Raw genomic sequence first — 22,070 nt, forward strand, 5'->3', positions numbered from 1 at the left:
CCGCCTCTGGCTCGGCGGCCTGATGATCGTTCTCCTCATCGCGCTCGCGACCGCGCTCGGCATCGCCGTCAATCTCCAGGAGCGGGCGCTCAGGCTCGGCTCCGCACGGGCCGCCGACCGGTTCGACCTCGTCGTCGGTGCCGCCGGCAGCGAGACCCAGCTCGTGCTCTCCGCCGTCTTTCTGCAGGCCTCGCCGCTCCCCCTGATGCCCGGCAGCGTCCTCAAGGGCCTCAGCGAGGACCCCCGCGTCGCCTGGGCCGCGCCGGTCGGCTTCGGCGACAATTTCGAGGGGATGCCGATCGTCGGCACGACGGCCGAGTTCGTCACCGACGGCGGCCGGCTGAAGCCGAGCGAAGGCCGCGCCTTCACGGCGTTCGACGAGGCGGTGATCGGCGCCCGGGTCCGACTCTCGATGGGCGACGTGGTGAAGCCGATGCACGGCCTCGCCGGCATGAGCGGCCACACCCACACCGAGCTCAGCTATCGGGTCGTCGGCCGCATGCCGGCGACCGGCACGCCCTGGGACCGCGCCATCCTGGTGCCGATCGAGGCGGTCTGGCTGATCCACGGCCTCAAGCCGCACGGAGACGGCGCAGCGGCCAGCCACGACGATCACGACGCGCCGGCCCCGACGATGCCCTTCACGGGCAGCCCGGGCGAGCGCATCGACCTGAAGCCCATCGTGCCGCCGGACCATATCGGCCCACCCTGGGCCGAGGGCGGGCCGGGCCTTCCCGCGATCATCGTCAAGGGCAAGACGATCGCCGACGCCTACCGGCTGCGCAACGCCTACCGTCAGGGGGCGACCGTCGGCGTCTTCCCGGCCGAGGTACTGACCCGGCTCTACGGCACGCTCGGCGACGCACGCCTCGTGCTCTCCGCCATCGCGATCGGCACCGAGGCCCTGGTCGCCGCCGCGGTGATGCTGGTGACGGCGGTCCACCTCTCCCAGCGGCGCCGGCAGATCGGCGCGCTGCGGGCTCTGGGCGCGCCGCGTGCCGCGATCTTCGCCATCGTCTGGATCGAGATCATGGTGCTGATCGGGATCGGCGTCGCCGCCGGCGTCGGAATCGGTTTCGCGGCGGCCAAAATGATGGCGGGGCTGTTCACGCAAGCGAGCGGCATCGCGCTGCCGGTGGACCTCACCGGCGCCGATTTGGGCTTCGCCGGCCTGCTGCTCGCCGTCGCCGCCCTCGTCGCCGCGATCCCCGCCTTCCTCGCCTACCGCGAATCCCCCGCCGCCGCCCTGCGCGGATGACGGGGGAGGGGCGGGAGCGTCATGCCAAACCGCCTCGTCCAGCCGTAGATTACAGCCCGCGCAGCACGACGTCTTAACCCTCCCCTGCCAGGGGGAGGGTCGGCACGCCGAAGGCGTGACGGGGTGGGGTGATGGCCGCGCGCGAGCCCTGTCCACGCAACGACGAAGCCGATCGGACCACCCCACCCCGGCGCTTCGCGCCGACCCTCCCCCTGGCAGGGGAGGGTGGGCGTCGTGTTTGTTGCACCGGGATCGAATTTACGGCCGCCCAATGCTCCATGCGGCTCGAAAGCACGGCGCTACTCCCCCACCTTCCCCCGGCGCGCCGATCGATTATGCTCCGCGCGACCTATCCGCCGTTTGCTTGTTCTCCGGGGATTTCATGCTGCACATCGACGCCGATTCGCTGACCGCCACCATTCCTCCGGCCGAGCTCGTCGCCGATCTCGCCGCCGGCCATCGCGAAGGCATCGACGTCATCGAGCGGCTGCTCCTCACGGAGGAGCGCGGTCCGGAGGCGGCGAACCATCTTCTGATCTGGAGCTCGTGGGCCTATGGCCGCGGCGTCAGTGCCAAGCTCGCCGCTGTGTTCCCCGACAACGAGCGGCGCGGTCGCGGCCCGACGGTCCGCACCGTCTTCGTGCTGTTCGACGGCGACGATGGGGCGCCGCGCTGCGTCATCACCGGCGATCAGTTCACCCGCTGCCGGACGGCGGCCGATTCGGCCCTCGCCTCCACCTTCCTGTCGCGCGAGGAGTCGCGGGTGCTCGTCGTCGTCGGCGCCGGCGCCCAGGCCGAGACCCACGTCCGCTTTCATTGCGCGGTGCGGCCGTCGATCGACCGCATCCTGATCTGGAACCGCACCCGGGCGAAGGCCGAGGCGCTCGCCGCCCGGCTTGCCGATCTCGGCCGGCCGGTCGCGGTCGCCGACGATCTCGCCGCGGCGGTCGCCGAGGCGGACATCGTGACCTCGCTCACCGCCACCCGCGAGCCGCTGATCCAGGGGGTCTGGCTGAAGCCCGGCACCCACCTCGATCTCGTCGGCGGCTTCAAGCCCGACATGCGCGAGGCGGACGACGAGGCGATCCGCCGGGCGACCCTGTTTGCCGACACCCGCCGCTTCACCCTCGGCGATTGCGGCGACTTCACCCAGGCGATGGCCCGCGGGGCGATGCGCGAAGCCGACCTCTCGGCGGACCTGTTCGATCTCTGCACCGGCGAGGCGCCCGGCCGCACCGGGGACGATCAGATCACCCTCTTCAAGAACGGCGGCGGCGGTCATCTCGACCTGATCATCGGCCGTGCCCTCTATCGGCGCGCCGCCGGCTGAGGCACGGCGATGCCGGGTTAAGCCTCGGCCGCCCGGTCCCGTAGCCACCGGGTGAAGGCGCGCACCAGCGAGAAGCCCGCCTTCGCCTCCGGATAGACGACATAGTAGGCGCCGGTGGAGCGCAGCGGCCGCTCGAACAGGATCTCGAGCGTGCCCGAGCCGAGCTCCTCCTCGATGAGGAAGCGCGGCACCAGCGCGATGCCGATGCCGGCGACCGCGGCCTGGGCGATCATCGAGAATTGCTCGAAGCGCGGCCCGCGGTGCACGCGCGGGTCGTCGAGCCCGGCGGCGGCGAACCAATCGGGCCAGGCGGCCGGCCGCGTCACCTGGTGCAGCAGGGGGAGGCCGAGCAGGTCCGCCGGGGTGGCGATGCCCCGCGCCGCCTTCAGCCCCTTCGCCGCGACCGGCACCATTTCCTCCGGCATCAAGGGCTCGCAGACCGCGCCGGGCCACGTCGGCTCGCCATAATGGATCGCGGCGTCGAACGGCTCGGCGGAGAAATCGAACGGCACCAGCCTGACCGCGAAATTGACGAGGGTGTCGGGATGCTCGGCGAGGAAGCCCGGCAGCCGCGGCATCAGCCAGCGGGTCGCGAGCGTCGGCAGCACGGCGATGTTGAGGGTGCCCTGGCCGCCGGCGAACGCCATCGCGCGCTGGGTCGCGTCGGTCAGGTCCTTGAGAAGCCGCGTCACGTCCCCGAGATAGAGGCGGCCGACATCGGTCAGGAAGACGCGCTGGCGCACCCGCTCGAACAGGGCGATGCCGAGCTGGGCTTCGAGCTGACGGATCTGCCGGCTGACCGCGCCTTGCGTCAGGTGGAGTTCGTCGGCGGCGCGGGTGAACGAGCCGTGCCGCGCCGCGCTTTCGAACGCCGCCAGCGCGCCGATCGAGGGGAGATGGGCGCGGTTCACGGCCGCACCGCCGACACGACGTGCCTTTGTTTCCGCGCCCCCTCTGGGGCAAGGGAACGCGCGGTGCCGGGCAAGGGGGCCGGCGCCTCGTCACCGCAACCCCTCACCCCAACCTTCTCCTCGGCGGGGAGAGGGAGCCGGCCGATTGTCGTCGCTGGCACCGACTTCATTCCGTTCTCTCATGATCCCTTGAGAAGATATCGTTTTACCCGCGGCCCGTCCGTTCTCATAGATCGCCCCAAATCCGAAGGGCATGCTTCGGGTGGCAGCCCATGGGGGCGCCTCCCGCGCGGCGGCCGCAGAAGGAGCAGACGTCATGAACGCCCCCGTTGCCGCGAGCCTCGCGGCCGAGACCGCCGATCTCCTCGCCCGCCTCGGCGTCGACCCGGCCCGGCTGTCCGGCGGCACCCTCGCCGTCGCCTCGCCGATCACCGGTGAGCCCATCGCCCGCCTCGCGGAAGCCGGCGCCGACGAGACCGCGGCCGCGATCGGCCGCGCCGAGGCCGCCTTCCGCGCCTGGCGCAAGGTGCCGGCGCCGCGCCGCGGCGAGCTCGTGCGCCTGCTGGGCGAGGAATTGCGCGCCGCCAAGGCCGATCTCGGCCGGCTGGTGACGATCGAGGTCGGCAAGATCACCTCGGAGGGCCTCGGCGAGGTCCAGGAGATGATCGACATCTGCGATTATGCGGTCGGCCTGTCGCGGCAGATCTTCGGCCTCACCATCGCGACCGAGCGCGCCGACCATCGCATGATGGAGACGTGGCACCCGCTCGGGGTGACGGGCGTCATCACCGCCTTCAATTTCCCCGTCGCGGTGTGGTCGTGGAATGCCGCGCTCGCCTTCGTGTGCGGCAATTCGGTAGTGTGGAAGCCGTCGGAGAAGACGCCGCTGACGGCGCTCGCCGTGGAAGCCTTGTTCGCCCGCGCCGCCGTCCGCTTCGGCGGTGTGCCGGAGGGGCTCCTGGAGGTCGTCATCGGCGGCCGCGCGGTCGGCGAGGTGCTCACCGACGATCCCCGCGTGCCGCTCGTCTCGGCGACGGGTTCGACCGCCATGGGCCGTGCCGTCGGCCCGCGGCTCGCCGTCCGCTTCGCCCGCGCGCTCCTCGAGCTCGGCGGCAACAACGCGGCGATCGTGACCCCGTCCGCGGACCTCGACATCACCGTGCGCGCCGTCGCCTTCGCGGCGATGGGCACCGCCGGCCAGCGCTGCACCAGCCTGCGCCGCCTGATCGTCCACGAGAGCGTGCGCGAGGCGCTGATCGAGCGGCTGAAGAAGGCGTACCTCTCGGTGCGCGTCGGCGATCCGCGCGCGGCCGGCACGCTCGTCGGCCCGCTGATCGACGCCGGGGCCGCCGCGCGCCACGAGGAGGCGCTTGCCGCCGCGCGGGCGGCGGGTGGCGTCGTGACGGGTGGCGAGCAGGTCGCGGTCGAGGGTGCCGCGGGCGGCCATTATGTCCGTCCGGCTCTCGTCGAGATGCCGGCCCAGGTCGGCCCGGTGATAGAGGAAACCTTCGCCCCGATCCTCTACGTGCTGTCCTACCGCGAGTTCGACGAGGCGATCGCGCTTCAGAACGGCGTGCCCCAGGGCCTGTCGTCGTCGGTCTTCACGCTGAACATGCGGGAGGCCGAGCGCTTCCTGTCGGCGGAAGGGTCGGATTGCGGCATCGCCAACGTCAATATCGGCCCCTCGGGGGCGGAGATCGGCGGGGCCTTCGGCGGCGAGAAGGAAACCGGCGGCGGCCGCGAGGCGGGCTCCGATTCCTGGAAAGCCTACATGCGCCGTGCCACCAACACGATCAATTACGGCACCACGCTGCCGCTCGCCCAGGGCGTGACCTTCGACATCGGCTGAGGCCGGCGGCGGCAACACCGCCCTACCCCTCCCCTGCCAGGGGGAGGGGTGGCGCGAAGCGCCGGGGTGGGGTCCGCCACACACGAGACGCCTCGCCCGCGGCGACCCCACCCTGGTCGCCTCCGGCGACCTGTCCCTCCCCCTGGCAGGGGAGGGACCTCGTGGCGGCAAAAGCCGTGACGAGACCGAGCGACGACAAACACCATCCCCGGCCGAGGCCGGGCCTTCACGGGGACTTTTCGACCATGAGCTCCGCCGCCTCCGACCGCCATCCGTTCGATTGGGCCGACCCGTTCCACTTCGAGGATCAGCTCGCGGAAGACGAGCGCATGATCCGCGATGCGGCCCGCGCCTATGCCCAGGAGCGGCTTCAGCCCCGCGTCATCTCGGCCTTCCGCGACGAGCGCTTCGATCGCGAGATCATGTCGGAGATGGGCGAACTCGGCCTGCTCGGACCGACCATTCCCGAGGAATATGGCGGCGCCGGTGCCGGCTACGTCACCTACGGCCTGATCGCCCGCGAGGTGGAGCGGGTCGATTCCGGTTACCGCTCGGCGATGAGCGTGCAGTCCTCCCTCGTCATGCACCCGATCTACGCCTACGGGTCCGAGGATCAGCGGCGCAAATATCTGCCGAAGCTCGCGACCGGCGAATGGGTCGGCTGCTTCGGCCTGACCGAGCCCGACGCCGGCTCCGATCCCGCCGGCATGCGCACCCGCGCCACCAAGATCGACGGCGGCTACCGCCTCACCGGCACCAAGATGTGGATCTCGAACTCCCCCGTCGCCGACGTCTTCGTCGTGTGGGCGAAGTCGGAGGCCCATGACGGGGCGATCCGCGGCTTCGTGCTCGACAAGGGAACGAAGGGCCTCTCTGCGCCGAAGATCGAGGGCAAGATTTCACTGCGCGCCTCGGTCACCGGCGAGATCGTCATGGACGGCGTCGAGGTCGGCGAAGACGCGCTCTTGCCGAACGTCTCCGGCCTCAAGGGGCCGTTCGGCTGCCTCAACCGCGCCCGCTACGGCATCGCCTGGGGCGTCATGGGCGCGGCCGAGGATTGCTGGCACCGCGCCCGCTCCTATGTCCTGGAGCGCAAGCAGTTCGGCCGTCCGCTGGCCCAGAACCAGCTCATCCAGAAGAAGCTCGCCGACATGCAGACCGAAATCGCCCTCGGCCTTCAGGCGGCTTTGCGGGTGGGCCGCCTGTTCGACGAGGGCCGCCTCGCCCCCGAGGCGATCTCCCTCATCAAGCGCAACAATTGCGGCAAGGCGCTCGACATCGCCCGCGTCGCCCGCGACATGCACGGCGGCAACGGCATCTCCGAGGAATATCATGTGATCCGTCACATGGTGAACCTCGAGACGGTCAACACCTACGAGGGCACCCACGACGTCCATGCTCTGATCCTCGGCCGCGCCCAGACCGGGCTCCAGGCCTTCTTCTGAGGATCGTACGGATGGAAGCGGCTCAGGAAGGGGATCGGGACGCGGCCGCGCCGGCGCCGCTCGCCGGCATCCGCGTCGTCGAACTCGCCCGCATCCTGGCCGGTCCGTGGGCCGGCCAGCTCCTCGCCGATCTCGGTGCGGAGGTGATCAAGATCGAGCGCCCCGGTGCCGGCGACGACACCCGCTCCTGGGGCCCGCCCTTCGTCGCCGCGGCGGACGGCGGCCATCTCGGCGCCGCCTATTTCCATTCCTGCAACCGCGGCAAGAAGTCGGTCGCGATCGATTTCGAGAGTGCCGAGGGACAGGCGGCGGTGAAGGCGCTGGTGCGCGACGCTGACGTCGTCATCGAGAACTTCAAGGTCGGCGGGCTCAAGAAGTACGGTCTCGACCATGCCGCGCTCGCGGCGATCAATCCGCGGCTCATCACCTGCTCGATCACCGGCTTCGGCCAGGACGGGCCTTATGCCGCCCGCGCCGGCTACGATTTCATGATCCAGGCGATGGGCGGGATCATGGACCTGACCGGCGATCCCGACGGCGAGCCGCAGAAGATCGGCGTCGCCTTCGCCGATGTCTTCACCGGCGTCTATGCGGTGGTGGGCATCCTCGCCGCTCTGCGCCGGCGCGAGACGACCGGGCGCGGCGGCCATGTCGACATTGCGCTGATGGACACCCAGGTCTCGGTGCTCGCCAACCAGGCGATGAACTATCTCGCCTCCGGCAAGGCGCCGCGGCGGATGGGCAACGCTCACCCGAACATCGTGCCCTATCAGGTCTTCCCGGCGAGCGACGGTCATCTCGTCGTGGCGGTCGGCAACGACGGCCAGTTTGCCCGCTTCTGCACGGTGCTGGGGCGCGCCGAGCTCGCGCTCGAGGCGGATTTCCTGACCAACGAGGGCCGGGTGAAGAACCGCGCGCGGCTCGTGCCGATCCTCGCCGCCTTGACGGCCGAGCACACCCGCGACGGCCTGCTCGCCCGGCTCGAGGCGGTCGGCGTGCCGGCCGGGCCGATCAACACCGTCGCCGACGTGTTCGCCGACGCCCAGGTGGTGCACCGCGGGCTGAAGCGCGACCTCGCCGCGCCGACCGCCGCGGCGGGGTCGATCCCGAGCGTCGGCAGCCCGATCGTGCTCGACGGCGTCCGCCAGATGGCCGCGACCCCGAGCCCGGCTTTGGGCGCCGACACGGCCGCGGTTCTCGAAGGCCTCGAGGCGGATTGAGGGCGCCGGCGAGCGCCCCGCGGCGCGCCTCGCCTGCCACACCCTTTCCCCCCGGGCTCCCACCCTCCCCTGTCAGGGGGAGGGTCGCCGCGTCAGCGGCGGGGTGGGGTCAGGGCCACGATCACGACGGGGGTGGGGTGCGTGCGGCGCGCACCCCACCCCGGCGCTTCGCGCCACCCCTCCCCCTGGCAGGGGAGGGGTAAAGCGGCGTTTTTGTTGAGGTGCCGAGCGGCGCCCAAATAGAGTGCCTTGAGGCGATTGCCCGACCCGTGACGGCATCGCCGCGCTTCCGTCCCTCCCCTGCCAGGGGGAGGGACAGACCGCCGAAGGCGGTCAGGGTGGGGCTTGCGCCGCTTCGGCAAGCAAAGACTCGCGCTGATCCGCCCCGACCGCTCACCCCATCGCTGATCTCGAAGGACCCCAGCGTCATGACGACCGAGCTTCCTCTCCGCACCGGCGGCCGCATTCTGGTCGATCAGCTCGTCGCCCAGGGCGTGGAGCGGGTCACCTGCATCCCGGGCGAAAGCTATCTCGCGGTGCTCGACGCGCTCCACGACGCGGCGATCGAGGTCGTGGTGTGCCGCAACGAGGGCGGCGCGGCGATGATGGCGGAGGCCGCCGGCAAGCTCACCGGGCGGCCCGGCATCGCCTTCGTCACCCGCGGCCCCGGCGCCACCAACGCGAGCCACGGCATCCACATCGCCGCCCAGGATTCGACCCCGATGATCCTGTTCATCGGCCAGGTCGAGCGCGGCATGCGCGAGCGCGAGGCGTTCCAGGAGATCGATTACAAGGCCTTCTTCGGCGGCATGGCGAAGTGGGTCGTCGAGATCGACAGCGCCGCCCGCATCCCCGAACTCGTCGGCCGCGCCTTCCGCGTCGCCATGCAGGGCCGGCCCGGTCCGGTCGTCGTCGCGCTGCCGGAGGACATGCTGGTCGAGACCGCGGCGGTCGCGGACCTGCCCCGCATCGAGCCAGCCGAGACCTCGCCCGGCCCGGCCGAGCTCAAGGCGCTCGCCCGCCTCCTCGCCGAGGCCGAGCGGCCGTTCCTCATCCTCGGTGGCACGCGCTGGTCCGAAGCCGGCACCGCGGCGATGGTGCGCTTCGCCGAGCGCTTCGCGCTGCCGGTCGGCACCACCTTCCGCCGCTCGGATCTCTTCCCGCAGGACCATCCGAATTATGCCGGCGACGTCGGCATCGGCCCGAACCCGAAGCTCGCCGCCCGCATCCGCGAGGCCGATCTGATCCTGCTCGTCGGCTCACGCCTGTCGGAAATCTCGACCGGCGGCTACACGCTGATCGACGTGCCGGCGCCGCGTCAGACGCTCGTCCACGTCCATCCGGGCGCCGAGGAGCTCGGCCGCGTCTATGCCCCGACGCTCGCCATCCACGCGACGCCCGCCGCCTTCGCGCTCGCCCTCGACGACCTCGCCCTCGACACCCTCGCGGCGCCGACTGCCCCGGTCTGGGCGGCGGAGACCGCCGAGGCGAACACCGAGTTCCACGCCTGGACCGACCATCCGAAGACGCTGCCCGGCGCCTTCCAATATGGCGAGGCGGTCGCCTGGCTGCGCGACCGGCTGCCGCCCGAGGCGATCGTGGCGAACGGCGCCGGCAACTACGCGACCTGGGTCCACCGCCATTATCGCTTCCGCCGCTTCCGCACCCAGCTCGCCCCGACCTGCGGCTCGATGGGCTACGGCGTGCCGGCCGCGATCATGGCGAAGCTGATGCACCCCGATCGGCCCGTCGTCGCCTTCGCCGGCGACGGCTGCTTCCAGATGAACGGCCAGGAGCTCTCGACCGCCGTGCAATATGGCGCGCCGGTCGTGGTGATCGTGCTCGACAACGGCATGTACGGCACCATCCGCATGCACCAGGAGCGGGAATATCCAGGCCGCGTCTCGGGCACGCGCCTCGCGAACCCGGACTTCGCCGCGCTCGCCCGCGCCTATGGCGGCCACGGCGAGCGGGTGGAGACCACGGCGGAGTTCGCGCCGGCCTTCGAGCGGGCGCTCGCCAGCGGCAAGCCCGCGATCCTGCACTGCGTGATGGACCCGGAGGCGATCACCCCGGCGACGACGCTGACCGCCATCCGCGAGGCGGCCTTGGCCAAGCAGGGGTGAGGTGGGCTTGGGGGAGGGCGGAGAGATTTGCCTTTCCCGAAGATCGGACTCGCCGCCTCTTCCTTCGCCCCGCTTGCGGGGAGAAGGTGGCGCGATAGCGCCGGATGAGGGGTTTTCGCGCCCTCGCCGAACGCTATTAATATATTGAAATGTAAGTGATTTATCCCCCTCATCCGCCCCTTCGGGGCACCTTCTCCCCGAGGGGGAGAAGGGGGGCGGCGCTCTCTTCGACGACCGCGCGCGATTCCGACCTCAGTCGGCGCGGCGGTAGCGCACCCGGGCCGAGCGCTCGATCGCGGCGACGACGAGCGGATCGAGGTCGAGCCGGTCGCGCAGCATCTCGAGGAAGCGCAGTTCCTCGTCGTCGACGAGGAGGTCGGACGCCGCGATCTCGACCGCCAGCGCATAGGCCGTCTCGCGCAGCTTCGGCGGCAGCGCGTCGTTGATGATGTCGAGCACCAGCGCGAGGCCGTCCTTGCCGCGCAGGATCTCGCCGCAGGTCGAGGCCGACTTTACGAGCCGCTCGCGGTCGTAATCGGCGAATACGGGGAGATTGGAGACGAGCTCACCGATGGTGCCGAGCTCGGCGTCCGTCATGGCCCGGTCCACGGCCGCGAGCGTCACCATCGCGTAGATCAGCGCGTCGTGGTGGGTGATCGGGGCATCGGTCTTGACGGGCATGGGCTCCTCCGGCGGTCCCGTCCGAGCGGGCGGGCCGCACCCTTTAGCCGATTTCGCGCGGCGACGGAACCGGCGCCGCCGTCGCGGCCCACGAGGGCTCGGGGTCAGTCGCGCAGAAGCTCGTTGATCGAGGTCTTGGAGCGGGTGCGCTCGTCGACGCGCTTGACGATGACGGCGCAGGCGAGGCTCGGGCCTGGGCTGCCGTCCGGCAGCGGCTTGCCCGGCAGGGTGCCCGGGATCACCACTGAATAGGGCGGCACGCGGCCGACGAAGACCTCGCCGGTGTTGCGGTCGATGATCTTGGTCGAGGCGCCGAGGAAGACGCCCATCGAGATCACCGAACCCTCGCCGACGACGACGCCCTCGGCGACTTCCGAGCGGGCGCCGATGAAGCAATCGTCCTCGATGATGACCGGGCCGGCCTGCAGCGGCTCGAGCACGCCGCCGATGCCGACGCCGCCCGAGATGTGGCAGTTGCGGCCGATCTGGGCGCACGAGCCGATGGTCGACCAGGTGTCGACCATGGTGCCTTCGGCGACGTAGGCGCCGAGATTGACGAAGGAGGGCATCAGCACCACGCCCGGCGCGATATAGGCCGTGCGGCGCACGATGGCGCCCGGCACGGCGCGGAAGCCGGCGGCGGTGAAGGTGTTGGAGCTCCAGCCGGCGAACTTGGAAGGCACCTTGTCCCACCACACCGCGCCGCCCGGGCCGCCCGGGATCACTTCCATCGGGTTGAGGCGGAACGACAGCAGCACCGCCTTCTTGGCCCACTGATTGACGACCCATTCCCCATCGCGCTTTTCGGCGACGCGGATCTGGCCCTTGTCGAGCATGTCGAGGGTGAGGTCGACGGCGCGGCGGACGAGGCCCGAGGTGGAGGCGTCGATCGACGCGCGATCCTCCCAGGCGGCCTCCATCGCGGCGGCGAGCTTGGCGAGATCGGAATCGCTCATCGGGGTCGTCCTCTCGGGGCGTGGGCAGGATACGAAACGGGTAGCAAATCGGGGCCGGACGATATCGTGCGCGGGGGAGGTGTCAACGGCGGAGGCTTAGGGTTCGCCCCACATGTCATCCATAAAAGGCTTGGCGTCGAACGTGGGATCGGATGGTCCCATTGCGTCGGCCAAAGCGATTGCCCGTCGGAGACGCTGTGCGAGAGGCGGCCGCTGTTCGCCACCGCGCAGGGCGGTTCGCAGCGCCAATCCAATCGCCTCGACAATCGTGGCAGCCCCCACGTGCGCTCGGAAGCGCTCCGCCAAGGCCTCGATCTCCGCGTCCTCGATCCGCACCACCATGGCTTCCCCCTCGGGACCGGCCTGCTAAAAGGCGCTGTTTAGATGCGCTCCGAATAGCATAAGCAGCGCCTTTGACGCGCTTCGGCGCGATCGGCCTCTCCGAAGTCATCCGCGGGCTTGACCCGCGGACCCAGGGGCCGCGAACACCGGCCGTGCCGCCCCTGGGTCCCCGCCACAAGGGCGGGAGTTCACCGGGACCGACAATGCCTGGTCGTGACGATCTGAACGTCTGGTTTCTGCGCCTGTGCTGATGGCTCCTCACGACCCATTGCGGACATTGACCTGCGAAAGCCGCATCCATAAAGTTCTCGGGTTGCTGTAGGGCGCATCGGTTCTAACGCCGGAAGGGCTAAGCCCGCCTACGACACCTCAATCGTAACGCGCCCATGCTGAATCTCGAAAATCTGCGCAAGCAGGCCAAGCTCCACCTTCGTTGGCATCGCGAACGGTATTTTCCCGTCGCGGGCCAGATCAGGTCGCTGCTGCCACGCTACAGCGGCCTGACGGACCAGGAGATCTTGGCCTCGCTCTTCAAGCTGAGCGACGCCCAAGACCTCGTCGCGAGGAAAGCGGGATTCGAGAACTGGTTGGCGCTAACCAAGGGCCTTTCATCCATGCCATTTGCAAACCCGTCGCCCTCCTCGGCCGCTATCGCCGCCGAACCGCAGCTTTTCGTCTCTGATATTGCGATTTCGCTTGCGTTCTATGAGGAGAAGCTCGGCTTTCGCCGTGTGTTCATCTCCGGCGAGCCCGCCTTCTATGCTCAGGTCGGGCGCAATGGCGCGAAACTGAACCTGCGCCGCGTCGACGGGCCCGTGTTTTCCGAACATTTTCGCGCTCACGAACCTGACGCCCTGTCCGCGACCCTGACGCTCGATGACGCCAAGCCGCTATTCCTAGAGCTTCAAGCCGCTGGCGTGACCTTCCACCAGACCTTGCGCAGCGAGCCCTGGGGCGCACGCACCTTCATCGTCAGCGACCCGGATGGAAACTTGATACTATTCGCGGGCGCAAGTTAGGACCACTTCCCACCCCGGACAGACCATCGGCATGTCCGCTTACGGGCCCGGCGCCCGTTGCCTGTTACGGTGTATCCCTGTGTTTTCAGGGCGGGGATGACGAAGGAGACCTCGTGTCGGCCGAGCGCGGGGCCGATGGCCGTCTGCGGGGCGAGGCGGGCCGGGGCAATCCTTGCGCGGCGGCAAGGGCAGCAAGATGGCACTCGCCCTCACGTCACATTATACGCCGCCACCGCCGCCATGTTGGTGAGGTCGCGGTCCTTGGCGCCGAGCGAGACGAGCTGGACCGATTTGTCGAGGCCGACGAGGAGCGGGCCGAGCACCGTCGAGCCGCCGAGCTCGCGCAGCATCCGCGTCGCGATCGAGGCGGCGTCGGCGGACGGCATGACGAGCACGTTGGCCGGGCCGGAGAGGCGGGTGAACGGATAGGCCGCGAGCAGCTCGGCGTTGAGCGCGACGTCCGCCGCCATCTCGCCATCCACCTCGAAATCGACCCGGCGGCGGCCGAGCAACGCGACCGCCTCCTGCACCCGGACCGCGCTGTCACTCGGCGGCTGGCCGAAGCTGCCGTTGGCGAGCAGCGCCACGCGCGGCTCGTGGCCGAGCCGGCGGGCGAGGTGCGCCGCCTCCTCGGCGATGTCGGCGAGCTCTTCGGGCGTCGGGGTGTCGTGGACCGCCGTGTCGGCGACGAACACCGTGCGGCCCCGCGTCAGCACCATCGAGACGCCGATCAGGGTGTGGCCGGGCTTGGCGTCGATCACCTTGCGCACGGTGTCGAGGGCGGTCGCGTAATTGCGCGTCGCTCCGGTCACCATGGCGTCGGCGTCGCCGCGGGCGACCATCAGGGCGGCGAAGAAGTTGCGGTCGTTGTTGACGAGGCGCTGGCAGTCACGCAGCAGGTAGCCCTGGCGCTGCAGCTTCGCATAGAGCGTCTCGGCATAATCGCGGTTGCGGTTCGAAAGCCGGGCGTTGGAGATCTCCATGCCGGGGCGGAATTCGATGCCGGCGGCGGTCGCCGTCGCCTTCACCGTCTCCTCGCGGCCGACCAGGACGGCGGTGCCGAGCTCCTGGGAGACGAAGCTCGCCGCGGCGCGGATCACCGCCTCCTCCTCGCCCTCGGCGAAGACGACGCGCTTCGGCGCCTCGCGCACCTTGGAGAAGATGCGCTGGAGCGAGCCCGCCACGGGATCGCGCCGGGCGGAGAGCTGCGCCGCATAGGCCTTGAGGTCGATGATCGGCCGGCGCGCGACGCCGGTCTCCATCGCGGCGGTCGCGACCGCCACCGGCACGACCGAGATGAGCCGCGGATCGAACGGCACCGGGATGATGTAGTTCGGCCCGAAGCGCGGGCGCTGGCCGCGATAGGCGGCGATGACGTCGTCCGGCACGTCCTCGCGGGCGAGCGCGGCGATCGCCTCGGCCGCGGCGATCTTCATGGCCTCGTTGATTGTCGTCGCGCGCACGTCGAGCGCGCCGCGGAAGATGTAAGGGAAGCCGAGGACGTTGTTGACCTGGTTCGGATAGTCCGAGCGCCCGGTCGCCACGATGGCGTCGTCGCGGATCGCCGCCGCCTCTTCCGGCGTGATCTCAGGATCGGGGTTCGCCATGGCGAAGATGATCGGGTTCTTCGCCATCGAGGCGATCATGTCGGCCGAGAAGGCGCCCTTGGCCGAGAGGCCCAGCACCACGTCGGCGCCGACCATGGCGTCGGCGAGGGTGCGCGCGTCGGTCTCGATGGCGTGGGCCGACTTCCACTGGTTCATGCCCTCGGTGCGGCCCTTGTAGACCACGCCCTTGGTGTCGCAGAGGGTGACGTTCTGATGCGGCACCCCGAGCGCCTTGATGAGTTCGATGCAGGCGATGCCGGCGGCGCCGGCGCCGTTGCAGACGATCTTAGCCGTCTTAAGATCGCGCCCGGTCAGGTGGAAGGCGTTGATGAGGCCGGCGGTTGAGATGATCGCCGTGCCGTGCTGGTCGTCGTGGAAGACCGGGATGTCGAGCAGTTCGCGCAGCCGGCTCTCGATGACGAAGCAGTCCGGCGCCTTGATGTCCTCGAGGTTGATGCCGCCGAACGAGGGGCCGAGATAGCGCACGCAATTGACGAACTCGTCGACGTCCTCGGTCGAGACCTCTAGGTCGATGGAATCGACGTCGGCGAAGCGCTTGAAGAGGACGGCCTTGCCCTCCATCACCGGCTTCGAGGCGAGCGCGCCGAGATTGCCGAGGCCGAGGATGGCGGTGCCGTTGGAGATGACCGCGACGAGGTTGCCGCGGCTCGTATAATCGAAGGCGCGGCTCGGGTCCTCGGCGATGGCGCGCACCGGCACGGCGACGCCCGGCGAATAGGCGAGCGAGAGGTCGCGCTGGGTCGCCATCGGCTTGGTGGGCACGATTTCGAGCTTGCCGGGACGACCCTGCTGGTGGAATTCCAGCGCTTCCCGATCGGTGATCGCGAGCTGCTTGTTCTCGCTCGCGGACGCATCCCTCGCCATCGGCCCTTTTCCTCCAACGCCCTCGCCCGGCGCCGAGACTTCATTTTGTTTGATAGGGGCCGGAAGGGGACCTTATCCACGGCCGGGGGAGGCCACAAGCACCGCTCAGCGGTGAAAGTGCTTCTTCATTCTGCTAACGTCCGTCCATGCACGACATCGCCGCAGACGCTTCCCTCGCGGGTCGCCCCACCCCGATGATGGAACAATATATCGAGATCAAGTCGGCCAATCCCGACTGTCTCCTGTTCTATCGCATGGGCGATTTCTACGAGATGTTCTTCGACGACGCGGAAGTGGCGAGCCGCGCGCTCGGCATCGCGCTGACGAAGCGGGGTAAGCATCTCGGCCAGGACATCCCGATGTGCGGCGTGCCGATCCACGCCGCCGACGATTATCTCCAGAAGCTCATCGCGCTCGGCCACCGCGTCGCCGTCTGCGAGCAGATGGAGGACCCGGCCGAGGCGAAGAAGCGCGGCTCGAAGTCGGTGGTGCGGCGCGACGTGGTGCGCCTCGTCACCCCCGGCACGCTGACCGAGGAGACCCTTCTCGACGGCCGGCGCTCGAACTTCCTCGCCGCCCTCGCCCGCGTCGGCGCGGCGGAGAACGCCGCGTTCGGCCTCGCCTGGATCGACATCTCGACCGGCGTCTTTCGCGTCGCCGAGACCCAGGCGGCGACGCTCGCCGGCGATCTCGCCCGCATCGAGCCGCGCGAAATCCTCGTCTCCGACCAGCTTCTCGCCGACGAGAGCCTGCGCGATCTCCTGCGCGGCCTCGGCCCCTCGGTGACGCCGGTTCCGCGCGCGACCTTCGACGGCGCGACCGCGGCCGAGCGCATCGGTCGCTATTTCGCGGTCGCGACCCTCGACGGCTTCGGTGCCTTCAGCCGCGCCGAACTCGCCGCCGCCTCCGGCGCGCTCGCTTATGTGGAGCGCACCCAGGTCGGCAGCCGACCGCCGCTCGATCCGCCCCGCCGCGAGAGCGCGGCCGAGACGATGGCGATCGACGCCGCGACCCGGGCGAACCTGGAACTGACCCGCACCCTCGCGGGGGAGCGGCGCGGCTCGCTCGCCGCCGCGATCGACCGCACCATCACCGCCGCCGGCGCGCGCCTCCTCGTCGAGCGCATGGCGAGCCCGCTCACCGATCCGGACGCGATCGGCCGCCGGCTCGACGCGGTCGGCTTCTTCCTCGACGAGCCGGAACGGCGCGGCGCCGTCCGGGCCGTCCTCGCCGCCGCCCCGGACATCAGCCGGTCCCTGTCGCGCCTCGCCCTCGATCGCGGCGGCCCGCGCGATCTCGGCCACATCGCCGCCGCGCTCGCCGCCAGCGCGGGCGTCGCCGGTTCGCTCGCGAGCGCCGACGCGCCGGCCGAAATCGCCTTCGCGGCCCACGCGCTTGCGGCGCTGCCGGCCGATCTCGCCGAAACCCTCGCCGCCGCGCTCGCCGACGAACTGCCGTTCCATCGCCGCGACGGCGGCTTCATCCGTCCGGGCTTCCTGCCCGATCTCGACGAGGCCCGCGGCCTGCGCGACGAGAGCCGGCGCGTGGTCGCCGCGCTGCAGGCCGATTATGCCGCCGAGACGGGGGTCAAATCCCTCAAGATCCGCCACAACGCGGTGCTCGGCTGGTTCATCGAGGTGGCCCAGGCCCACGGCGAGAAGATCCTCGCCGAGAATGCCGCGACGCGCCGCTTCATCCACCGCCAGACGCTTGCCGGTGCGGTGCGCTTCACCACCACCGAGCTCGCCGACCTCGAAACCCGCATCGCCTCCGCCGCCGACCGCGCGCTGGGGCTCGAAATCGCGGCCTTCGACGATCTCGTCGCCCGCGTTCTCGCGGCCGCGCCGCGGCTCAAGGCGGCGGCCGAGGCGCTCGCCATCATCGACGTTTCCGCCGCGCTTGCCGAGATCGCCGAGCGCGAGGCCTATGTGCGGCCGAAGGTCGACCGCTCGCTCGCCTTCCGCGTCCGCGGCGGCCGTCACCCGGTGGTGGAACAGGCGCTGCGCGCCGAGGGGCGCGATCCTTTCGTCGCCAACGATTGCGATCTCGGCCCGGTCGGCAGCGACGAGGCAGGCCGGCTCGTCGTCCTCACCGGCCCGAACATGGGCGGTAAGTCGACCTTCCTGCGCCAGAACGCGCTGATCGCGGTGCTCGCCCAGATGGGGTCCTACGTGCCGGCGGCGGAGGTGGAGATCGGCGTCGTCGACCGCCTCTTCAGCCGCGTCGGCGCCGCCGACGACCTCGCCCGCGGCCGCTCGACCTTTATGGTCGAGATGGTCGAGACCGCCGCGATCCTCAACCAGGCCGGCCCGCGCGCCCTCGTGGTGCTCGACGAGATCGGCCGCGGCACCGCGACCTATGACGGCCTCTCGATCGCCTGGGGTACCATCGAGCATCTCCACGCGGTGAACCGCTGCCGCACCTTGTTCGCGACCCATTATCACGAGCTGACCGGCCTCGCCGACCGGCTGCCCCGGGTCGTCAACGCGACGGTGCGGGTGCGCGAATGGAAGGGCGACGTCGTCTTCCTCCACGAGATCGTGCCCGGCGCGGCCGATCGCTCCTACGGAATCCAGGTCGCCCGTCTCGCGGGCCTGCCGGAGGCCGTCATCACCCGGGCGAAATCGGTGCTGGCGAAGCTCGAGGCGGCCGACCGGCAGAATCCGCGGGCCGCCGTCGTCGACGATCTGCCGCTGTTCCAGGCCGTGGCGCCCCGCGCCGCCGCGCCGGCCGCGCCGGACCCGGCCTTGACGGTGCTCGACGGCCTCGATCCCGACGCCATGAGCCCCCGCGAGGCGCTCGACGCGCTCTACCGCCTCAAAGCCGAACGCGCCCGGGCGGCGAAAGGGTAGGCATCGAATGCACATTCGCGATTGCGGAAACTTCAATGCTCGTTTCCAATTTCGAGTTTGAGCACTAAAGCTAGCTATATCTTTGTGGTAAGGAGGGCAGAATGGCGACGCTCAAGATTTTTCCGATCGAAGTCACGACGCAGGGCGGCCATTCCGCGGTGGTGAATGGCATTGATCCCACCAATAGCGATTGCTTGCATGGGAGCATCAATAGTGCCGGCGGTACAATTCCCGTTCGGTGGGATCTCCACGGGATTGCCAGAAATCAGTCACCTGGCGTCAATATAAATATGCATATTGAAGAACTTGAAGCTCTTTCAGAGTTGGCTAAAAAGCTTGGCGCTCAGCCCTAGCACGATGTATTGCGTAGCAGATATGCTCTGATTATGCGCAGCCGCATTCAAAATATCATCGATGCGATGAGTCAGATCATGTCAATGTAATTGGTTTGGCCAGCCGCACAAGCCACTGCATGCCGTTAGCGCGCCCGTTAGGAGAGTGGTAAATACTAGTGTTCCAGTCTTCGATATAGTTCGCCAATTCAATAATTTAACGGCACTCATCGCAATCGCCCTCTCCGTCGTCATCCCCGCCACAAGGGCGGGGATGACGACGGAGAGGGCGTGTCCGTCTCAAGCGCGAAGGGAAATGACCGGAGAGCCCAGCCGCTTGGCATCGAGGGCGCGCCGGATGCGGGCGAAGGCGGATTCGCCATCGGTGGCGGGGCCGCTCGCGACGCCGTCGTCCCACAACCGCCCGAGCCCCTGCACGGCCTGTTCGCGCTGAAAGCGGCGGAATTTCCAGTCCCGCAGGGCCTCGCGCATCACCTCGCTGACGGAGGCGTACTCTCCGGATTCGACGACCTCACGCATCGTCGTCGCCATTTCCGGTGTAAGCGCCACGCTGACTTTCTCGACATTGGCCATGATCGGTCTCCCGCCTCTCATGGTGGGCAGCTTTCCCACCGTACGCAAGAGGGCCCGATCCCGCTCGCCGCTTGACGTCCTCCCCGCGTGGGGAGAGGTTACGCGCCGATTGGTTCGGGGGCTTCAGCCCCAACGCCTTCCGGCGCGCACGCGCCCTTCCCGCCCTCGGGGCTGCGTGCTTGCGCGCCCCGCCTTGAAGACCGAGACGAAGCGATGAGTGACATGCGGCTCGTGGTGATGGGTGCGGCCGGCCGGATGGGCCGGTCCCTGATCCGCGCGATCGAGGCGACGCCGGGGCTCGTTCTCGCCGGGGCCGTGGAGCGGCCCGGCTCGGACGCGATCGGCGTCGACGCCGGCCTCCTCGCCGGAACGGGCACGCTCGGCATCGCGGTCGGCGACGATCCGCTGCCCTTGTTCGCGCGCGCCGACGGCGTCATCGATTTCACGAACCCGGCGACGACGCTCGCCGCCGCCGAACTCGCGGCCCAGGCGCGCATCGTCCACGTCATCGGCACGACGGGCTTGTCCGCCGCCGACGACGAGAAGATCGCCGCCGCCGCCCGCCATGCGGTGATCGTGAAGTCCGGCAACATGAGCCTCGGCGTCAACCTGCTCGCCGCCCTGGTGCGGCAGGCGGCCAAGGCGCTCGACCTTTCCTACGATCTCGAGATCGTCGAGATGCACCACCGCCACAAGGTGGACGCCCCCTCCGGCACCGCCCTGATGCTCGGGCGCGCGGCGGCCGAAGGGCGCGGCGTCGCCCTCGACGACGTCTCGGTGCGCGTGCGCGACGGCCATACCGGCCCGCGCGAGCCCGGCAGCATCGGCTTCGCCACCCTGCGCGGCGGCTCCGTGGTCGGCGACCACGTCGTCATCCTCGCCGGCGAGGGCGAGCGCATCGAACTCGGCCACCGGGCGGAAAATCGCGACATCTTCGCCCGCGGTGCGCTCAAGGCGGCGCTGTGGGCGCGCGGCCGCAAGCCGGGGCTCCACACTATGGCCGATGTTCTGGGCCTCTCTGAAGCTTAATAGACCTCCCGCGCGTTTCCCCGCGCCTCGACCCACGCCGTGCCGCGTGCCGCCAACCCAAAGGACCCGCCCGATGGATCGCCTGCTCGTCCTCGTCCGCCACGGACAGAGCGAATGGAACCTCAAGAACCTCTTCACCGGCTGGAAGGACCCGGATCTCACCGCGCTCGGCGTCTCCGAAGCGCGTGAGGGCGGCCGCAAGCTGAAGGAGCTCGGGCTCACCTTCGACGTCGCCTTCACGTCCGCCCTGTCGCGGGCGCAGAAGACCTGCCACCTCATCCTCGAGGAGATCGGCCAGCCGGATCTGCCGGTGATCGCCGATCAGGCCCTCAACGAGCGCGATTACGGCGACCTGACCGGCCTCAACAAGGACGACGCCCGCGCCCGCTTCGGCGAGGAGCAGGTGCACATCTGGCGCCGCTCGTTCGACATTCCGCCCCCGGGCGGCGAGAGCCTCAAGGACACCGCCGAGCGCGTGCTGCCCTATTTCCGCGCCGAGATCCTGCCCCGCGTCCTCAAGGGCGAGCGGGTTCTGGTCGCCGCCCATGGCAACTCGCTGCGCGCCCTCATCATGGCGCTCGAGCACCTGAGCGGCGAGGAGATCATCCAGCGCGAGCTCGCGACCGGGTCGCCGATCGTCTACCGTCTGACCCAGGACGGCGAGATCGCCGACAAGCAGGACCTGGCGGCCTGACGTCCGGCGGCCCTTGGCCGCCGCCGAGGCTTAAGTCCGACCGTTTCGAAGCGGCCGGACGCGACGGGTGATGAGAGGAGACGGCGATGTCGGAAGACGAAGTCATCAACCCGGATGCCGTCATCGTCGTGTTGACGGCGGACGAGGTCCGCGCCCGGGTTCACGAACTCGCCGATGTGCTCGCCGATTGCGTCGCGGGCGGTGCTTCGGTGAACTTCCTCGCGCCGTTCGAGGCGGAGGACGCCCGGCCGTTCTGGTGGAAGGTCGCCGACGATGTCGAGCGGGGCGACCGCATCGTGCTCGCCGCGGTTCAGGACGACGTGGCGGTCGGCACCGTCCAATTGGTGGTCGGCCTGCCGCCGAACCAGCCGCACCGGGCGGAGGTCTCGAAGCTTCTGGTCCGCCGCACCGCGCGCCGCCGCGGCCTCGGCCGGGCTCTCATGCTCCGCGCCGAGCAGGAGGCGGCCTTGCACGGCCGCACGCTGTTGACCCTCGACACCGCCGGCGCCGGTGCCGAGCACCTCTACGAGGATCTCGGTTACACCGCGGTCGGCACCATCCCGGGCTACGCCCTGTGGCCCGACGGCACGCCCTGCGACACCGTCTTCTATTGGAAGCGCATCGACCGCGTCGGCCACGCCGACGATCCGGAGCCGTGATCCACGGCCTCGCCGCCTTGAGTCCCTTCGCTGTCAGGGGGAGGGGTGAAAGGTGCCGGTTTTCAAAGGCTTAGGTCGGTCCGGTCAGCGTCGCCTCAGATTTCTGCTGCATCGAATACTCGGGCGTCGCCACCCTGAATCCCTCCCCTTTCAGGAGGAGGGATAGATCGCCGAAGGCGATCAGGGTGGGGTCCGGCGCCGCAAGGCGCCGTCGGTCCGGGCTCGGCATCTCCGGGGTCTCGCCCGGAACAGAACCCCAACCCGGCGCTGCGCGCCACCCC

General features: G+C 69.8%; 18 protein-coding genes. 12 read left to right on the forward strand and 6 right to left on the reverse strand.

Going from position 1 to position 22,070, the window contains the following annotated elements:
* Positions 1-22 precede the first annotated feature (22 nt).
* Together F0357_RS10735 and F0357_RS10740 are read left to right on the forward strand one after the other, a co-directional pair.
* Complete coding sequence (locus F0357_RS10735; protein ID WP_153486645.1) at positions 23-1,258, forward strand: ABC transporter permease; 1,236 nt, start codon at positions 23-25, stop codon at positions 1,256-1,258.
* 382 nt (positions 1,259-1,640) lie between these two features.
* Positions 1,641-2,588 (forward strand): ornithine cyclodeaminase family protein, encoded by a 948-nt coding sequence (locus F0357_RS10740; protein WP_208948287.1) that lies wholly within the window; start codon positions 1,641-1,643, stop codon positions 2,586-2,588.
* Between the two features lie 17 nt (positions 2,589-2,605).
* Here the strand turns inward: F0357_RS10740 and F0357_RS10745 are convergent, their stop codons facing one another.
* A complete protein-coding gene (locus F0357_RS10745; protein WP_312861540.1) occupies positions 2,606-3,499 on the reverse strand; it encodes a LysR family transcriptional regulator in 894 nt (297 codons plus the stop codon).
* 316 nt (positions 3,500-3,815) lie between these two features.
* Here F0357_RS10745 and amaB point away from each other — a divergent pair, with 316 nt between their 5' ends.
* The 4 genes from amaB to F0357_RS10765 all read left to right on the forward strand — a co-directional run bounded on the left by amaB (position 3,816) and on the right by F0357_RS10765 (position 10,139).
* Entirely contained in the window at positions 3,816-5,348 is a 1,533-nt protein-coding gene (gene amaB, locus F0357_RS10750; RefSeq protein WP_153480965.1) for an L-piperidine-6-carboxylate dehydrogenase, read from the forward strand.
* A gap of 245 nt (positions 5,349-5,593) precedes the next feature.
* Positions 5,594-6,793: an acyl-CoA dehydrogenase gene (locus F0357_RS10755; RefSeq protein WP_153480969.1), complete on the forward strand. Its 1,200-nt coding sequence runs from the start codon at positions 5,594-5,596 to the stop codon at positions 6,791-6,793.
* Positions 6,794-6,804: 11 nt separating this feature from the next.
* Positions 6,805-8,013, forward strand: a complete 1,209-nt coding sequence (locus F0357_RS10760) for a CaiB/BaiF CoA transferase family protein (protein WP_153480971.1) — start codon at positions 6,805-6,807, stop codon at positions 8,011-8,013.
* Between the two features lie 428 nt (positions 8,014-8,441).
* Entirely contained in the window at positions 8,442-10,139 is a 1,698-nt protein-coding gene (locus F0357_RS10765; RefSeq protein WP_153480973.1) for a thiamine pyrophosphate-binding protein, read from the forward strand.
* Positions 10,140-10,391: 252 nt separating this feature from the next.
* On the opposite strand, the gene F0357_RS10770 is transcribed toward F0357_RS10765, so the two are convergent.
* From F0357_RS10770 to F0357_RS10780, 3 genes are all read right to left on the reverse strand, one after another.
* Complete coding sequence (locus F0357_RS10770) at positions 10,392-10,820, reverse strand: tellurite resistance TerB family protein (RefSeq protein WP_153480976.1); 429 nt, start codon at positions 10,818-10,820, stop codon at positions 10,392-10,394.
* A gap of 104 nt (positions 10,821-10,924) precedes the next feature.
* Entirely contained in the window at positions 10,925-11,776 is an 852-nt protein-coding gene (gene dapD / locus F0357_RS10775) for a 2,3,4,5-tetrahydropyridine-2,6-dicarboxylate N-succinyltransferase (RefSeq protein WP_153480984.1), read from the reverse strand.
* 96 nt (positions 11,777-11,872) lie between these two features.
* Complete coding sequence (locus tag F0357_RS10780) at positions 11,873-12,118, reverse strand: type II toxin-antitoxin system VapB family antitoxin (protein ID WP_153480988.1); 246 nt, start codon at positions 12,116-12,118, stop codon at positions 11,873-11,875.
* A 386-nt stretch (positions 12,119-12,504) separates the two neighbouring features.
* On the opposite strand from F0357_RS10780, the gene F0357_RS10785 reads away from it, so the two are divergent.
* The gene (locus tag F0357_RS10785) at positions 12,505-13,137 is read left to right on the forward strand and encodes a bleomycin resistance protein (RefSeq protein ID WP_153480992.1); all 633 of its coding nucleotides are present in this window, start codon (positions 12,505-12,507) and stop codon (positions 13,135-13,137) included.
* A gap of 209 nt (positions 13,138-13,346) precedes the next feature.
* On the opposite strand, the gene F0357_RS10790 is transcribed toward F0357_RS10785, so the two are convergent.
* On the reverse strand, positions 13,347-15,629 hold the full coding sequence (locus tag F0357_RS10790) for an NADP-dependent malic enzyme (RefSeq protein WP_153481001.1): 2,283 nt from the start codon (positions 15,627-15,629) through the stop codon (positions 13,347-13,349).
* A 197-nt stretch (positions 15,630-15,826) separates the two neighbouring features.
* Here F0357_RS10790 and mutS point away from each other — a divergent pair, with 197 nt between their 5' ends.
* Both mutS and F0357_RS10800 read left to right on the forward strand, forming a co-directional pair.
* Positions 15,827-18,481, forward strand: a complete 2,655-nt coding sequence (mutS, locus tag F0357_RS10795) for a DNA mismatch repair protein MutS (RefSeq protein ID WP_153486650.1) — start codon at positions 15,827-15,829, stop codon at positions 18,479-18,481.
* Positions 18,482-18,582: 101 nt separating this feature from the next.
* Positions 18,583-18,834, forward strand: coding sequence for a hypothetical protein (locus F0357_RS10800; RefSeq protein WP_153481004.1), 252 nt, complete (start codon positions 18,583-18,585; stop codon positions 18,832-18,834).
* Between the two features lie 279 nt (positions 18,835-19,113).
* Here F0357_RS10800 and F0357_RS10805 read toward each other — a convergent pair whose 3' ends face one another.
* Positions 19,114-19,407 (reverse strand): ribbon-helix-helix domain-containing protein, encoded by a 294-nt coding sequence (locus F0357_RS10805; RefSeq protein WP_153481008.1) that lies wholly within the window; start codon positions 19,405-19,407, stop codon positions 19,114-19,116.
* 213 nt (positions 19,408-19,620) lie between these two features.
* On the opposite strand from F0357_RS10805, the gene dapB reads away from it, so the two are divergent.
* The 3 genes from dapB to F0357_RS10820 all read left to right on the forward strand — a co-directional run bounded on the left by dapB (position 19,621) and on the right by F0357_RS10820 (position 21,789).
* Positions 19,621-20,436 (forward strand): 4-hydroxy-tetrahydrodipicolinate reductase, encoded by an 816-nt coding sequence (gene dapB, locus F0357_RS10810; protein ID WP_153481011.1) that lies wholly within the window; start codon positions 19,621-19,623, stop codon positions 20,434-20,436.
* Between the two features lie 73 nt (positions 20,437-20,509).
* A complete protein-coding gene (locus tag F0357_RS10815) occupies positions 20,510-21,130 on the forward strand; it encodes a 2,3-bisphosphoglycerate-dependent phosphoglycerate mutase (protein WP_153481015.1) in 621 nt (206 codons plus the stop codon).
* Positions 21,131-21,216: 86 nt separating this feature from the next.
* Positions 21,217-21,789 (forward strand): GNAT family N-acetyltransferase, encoded by a 573-nt coding sequence (locus tag F0357_RS10820; RefSeq protein WP_153481018.1) that lies wholly within the window; start codon positions 21,217-21,219, stop codon positions 21,787-21,789.
* The last annotated feature ends 281 nt before the right edge of the window (positions 21,790-22,070 follow it).

The sequence above is a fragment of the Segnochrobactrum spirostomi genome, assembly GCF_009600605.1.
Taxonomy (GTDB): domain Bacteria; phylum Pseudomonadota; class Alphaproteobacteria; order Rhizobiales; family Segnochrobactraceae; genus Segnochrobactrum; species Segnochrobactrum spirostomi.

What these genes read in the sequence shown, in the direction of transcription:
- F0357_RS10740 (WP_208948287.1), top strand. Translation starts at nt 1,641, where the DNA reads ATGCTGCACATCGACGCCGATTCGCTGACCGCCACCATTCCTCCGGCC.
- F0357_RS10800 (WP_153481004.1), top strand. Translation starts at nt 18,583, where the DNA reads ATGGCGACGCTCAAGATTTTTCCGATCGAAGTCACGACGCAGGGCGGC.
- F0357_RS10820 (WP_153481018.1), top strand. Translation starts at nt 21,217, where the DNA reads ATGTCGGAAGACGAAGTCATCAACCCGGATGCCGTCATCGTCGTGTTG.
- F0357_RS10760 (WP_153480971.1), top strand. Translation starts at nt 6,805, where the DNA reads ATGGAAGCGGCTCAGGAAGGGGATCGGGACGCGGCCGCGCCGGCGCCG.
- F0357_RS10735 (WP_153486645.1), top strand. Translation starts at nt 23, where the DNA reads ATGATCGTTCTCCTCATCGCGCTCGCGACCGCGCTCGGCATCGCCGTC.
- F0357_RS10755 (WP_153480969.1), top strand. Translation starts at nt 5,594, where the DNA reads ATGAGCTCCGCCGCCTCCGACCGCCATCCGTTCGATTGGGCCGACCCG.
- dapB (WP_153481011.1), top strand. Translation starts at nt 19,621, where the DNA reads ATGAGTGACATGCGGCTCGTGGTGATGGGTGCGGCCGGCCGGATGGGC.
- mutS (WP_153486650.1), top strand. Translation starts at nt 15,827, where the DNA reads ATGGAACAATATATCGAGATCAAGTCGGCCAATCCCGACTGTCTCCTG.
- F0357_RS10770 (WP_153480976.1), bottom strand. Translation starts at nt 10,820, where the DNA reads ATGCCCGTCAAGACCGATGCCCCGATCACCCACCACGACGCGCTGATC.
- F0357_RS10790 (WP_153481001.1), bottom strand. Translation starts at nt 15,629, where the DNA reads ATGGCGAGGGATGCGTCCGCGAGCGAGAACAAGCAGCTCGCGATCACC.
- dapD (WP_153480984.1), bottom strand. Translation starts at nt 11,776, where the DNA reads ATGAGCGATTCCGATCTCGCCAAGCTCGCCGCCGCGATGGAGGCCGCC.
- F0357_RS10815 (WP_153481015.1), top strand. Translation starts at nt 20,510, where the DNA reads ATGGATCGCCTGCTCGTCCTCGTCCGCCACGGACAGAGCGAATGGAAC.
- F0357_RS10765 (WP_153480973.1), top strand. Translation starts at nt 8,442, where the DNA reads ATGACGACCGAGCTTCCTCTCCGCACCGGCGGCCGCATTCTGGTCGAT.
- F0357_RS10805 (WP_153481008.1), bottom strand. Translation starts at nt 19,407, where the DNA reads ATGGCCAATGTCGAGAAAGTCAGCGTGGCGCTTACACCGGAAATGGCG.
- F0357_RS10785 (WP_153480992.1), top strand. Translation starts at nt 12,505, where the DNA reads ATGCTGAATCTCGAAAATCTGCGCAAGCAGGCCAAGCTCCACCTTCGT.
- amaB (WP_153480965.1), top strand. Translation starts at nt 3,816, where the DNA reads ATGAACGCCCCCGTTGCCGCGAGCCTCGCGGCCGAGACCGCCGATCTC.
- F0357_RS10780 (WP_153480988.1), bottom strand. Translation starts at nt 12,118, where the DNA reads ATGGTGGTGCGGATCGAGGACGCGGAGATCGAGGCCTTGGCGGAGCGC.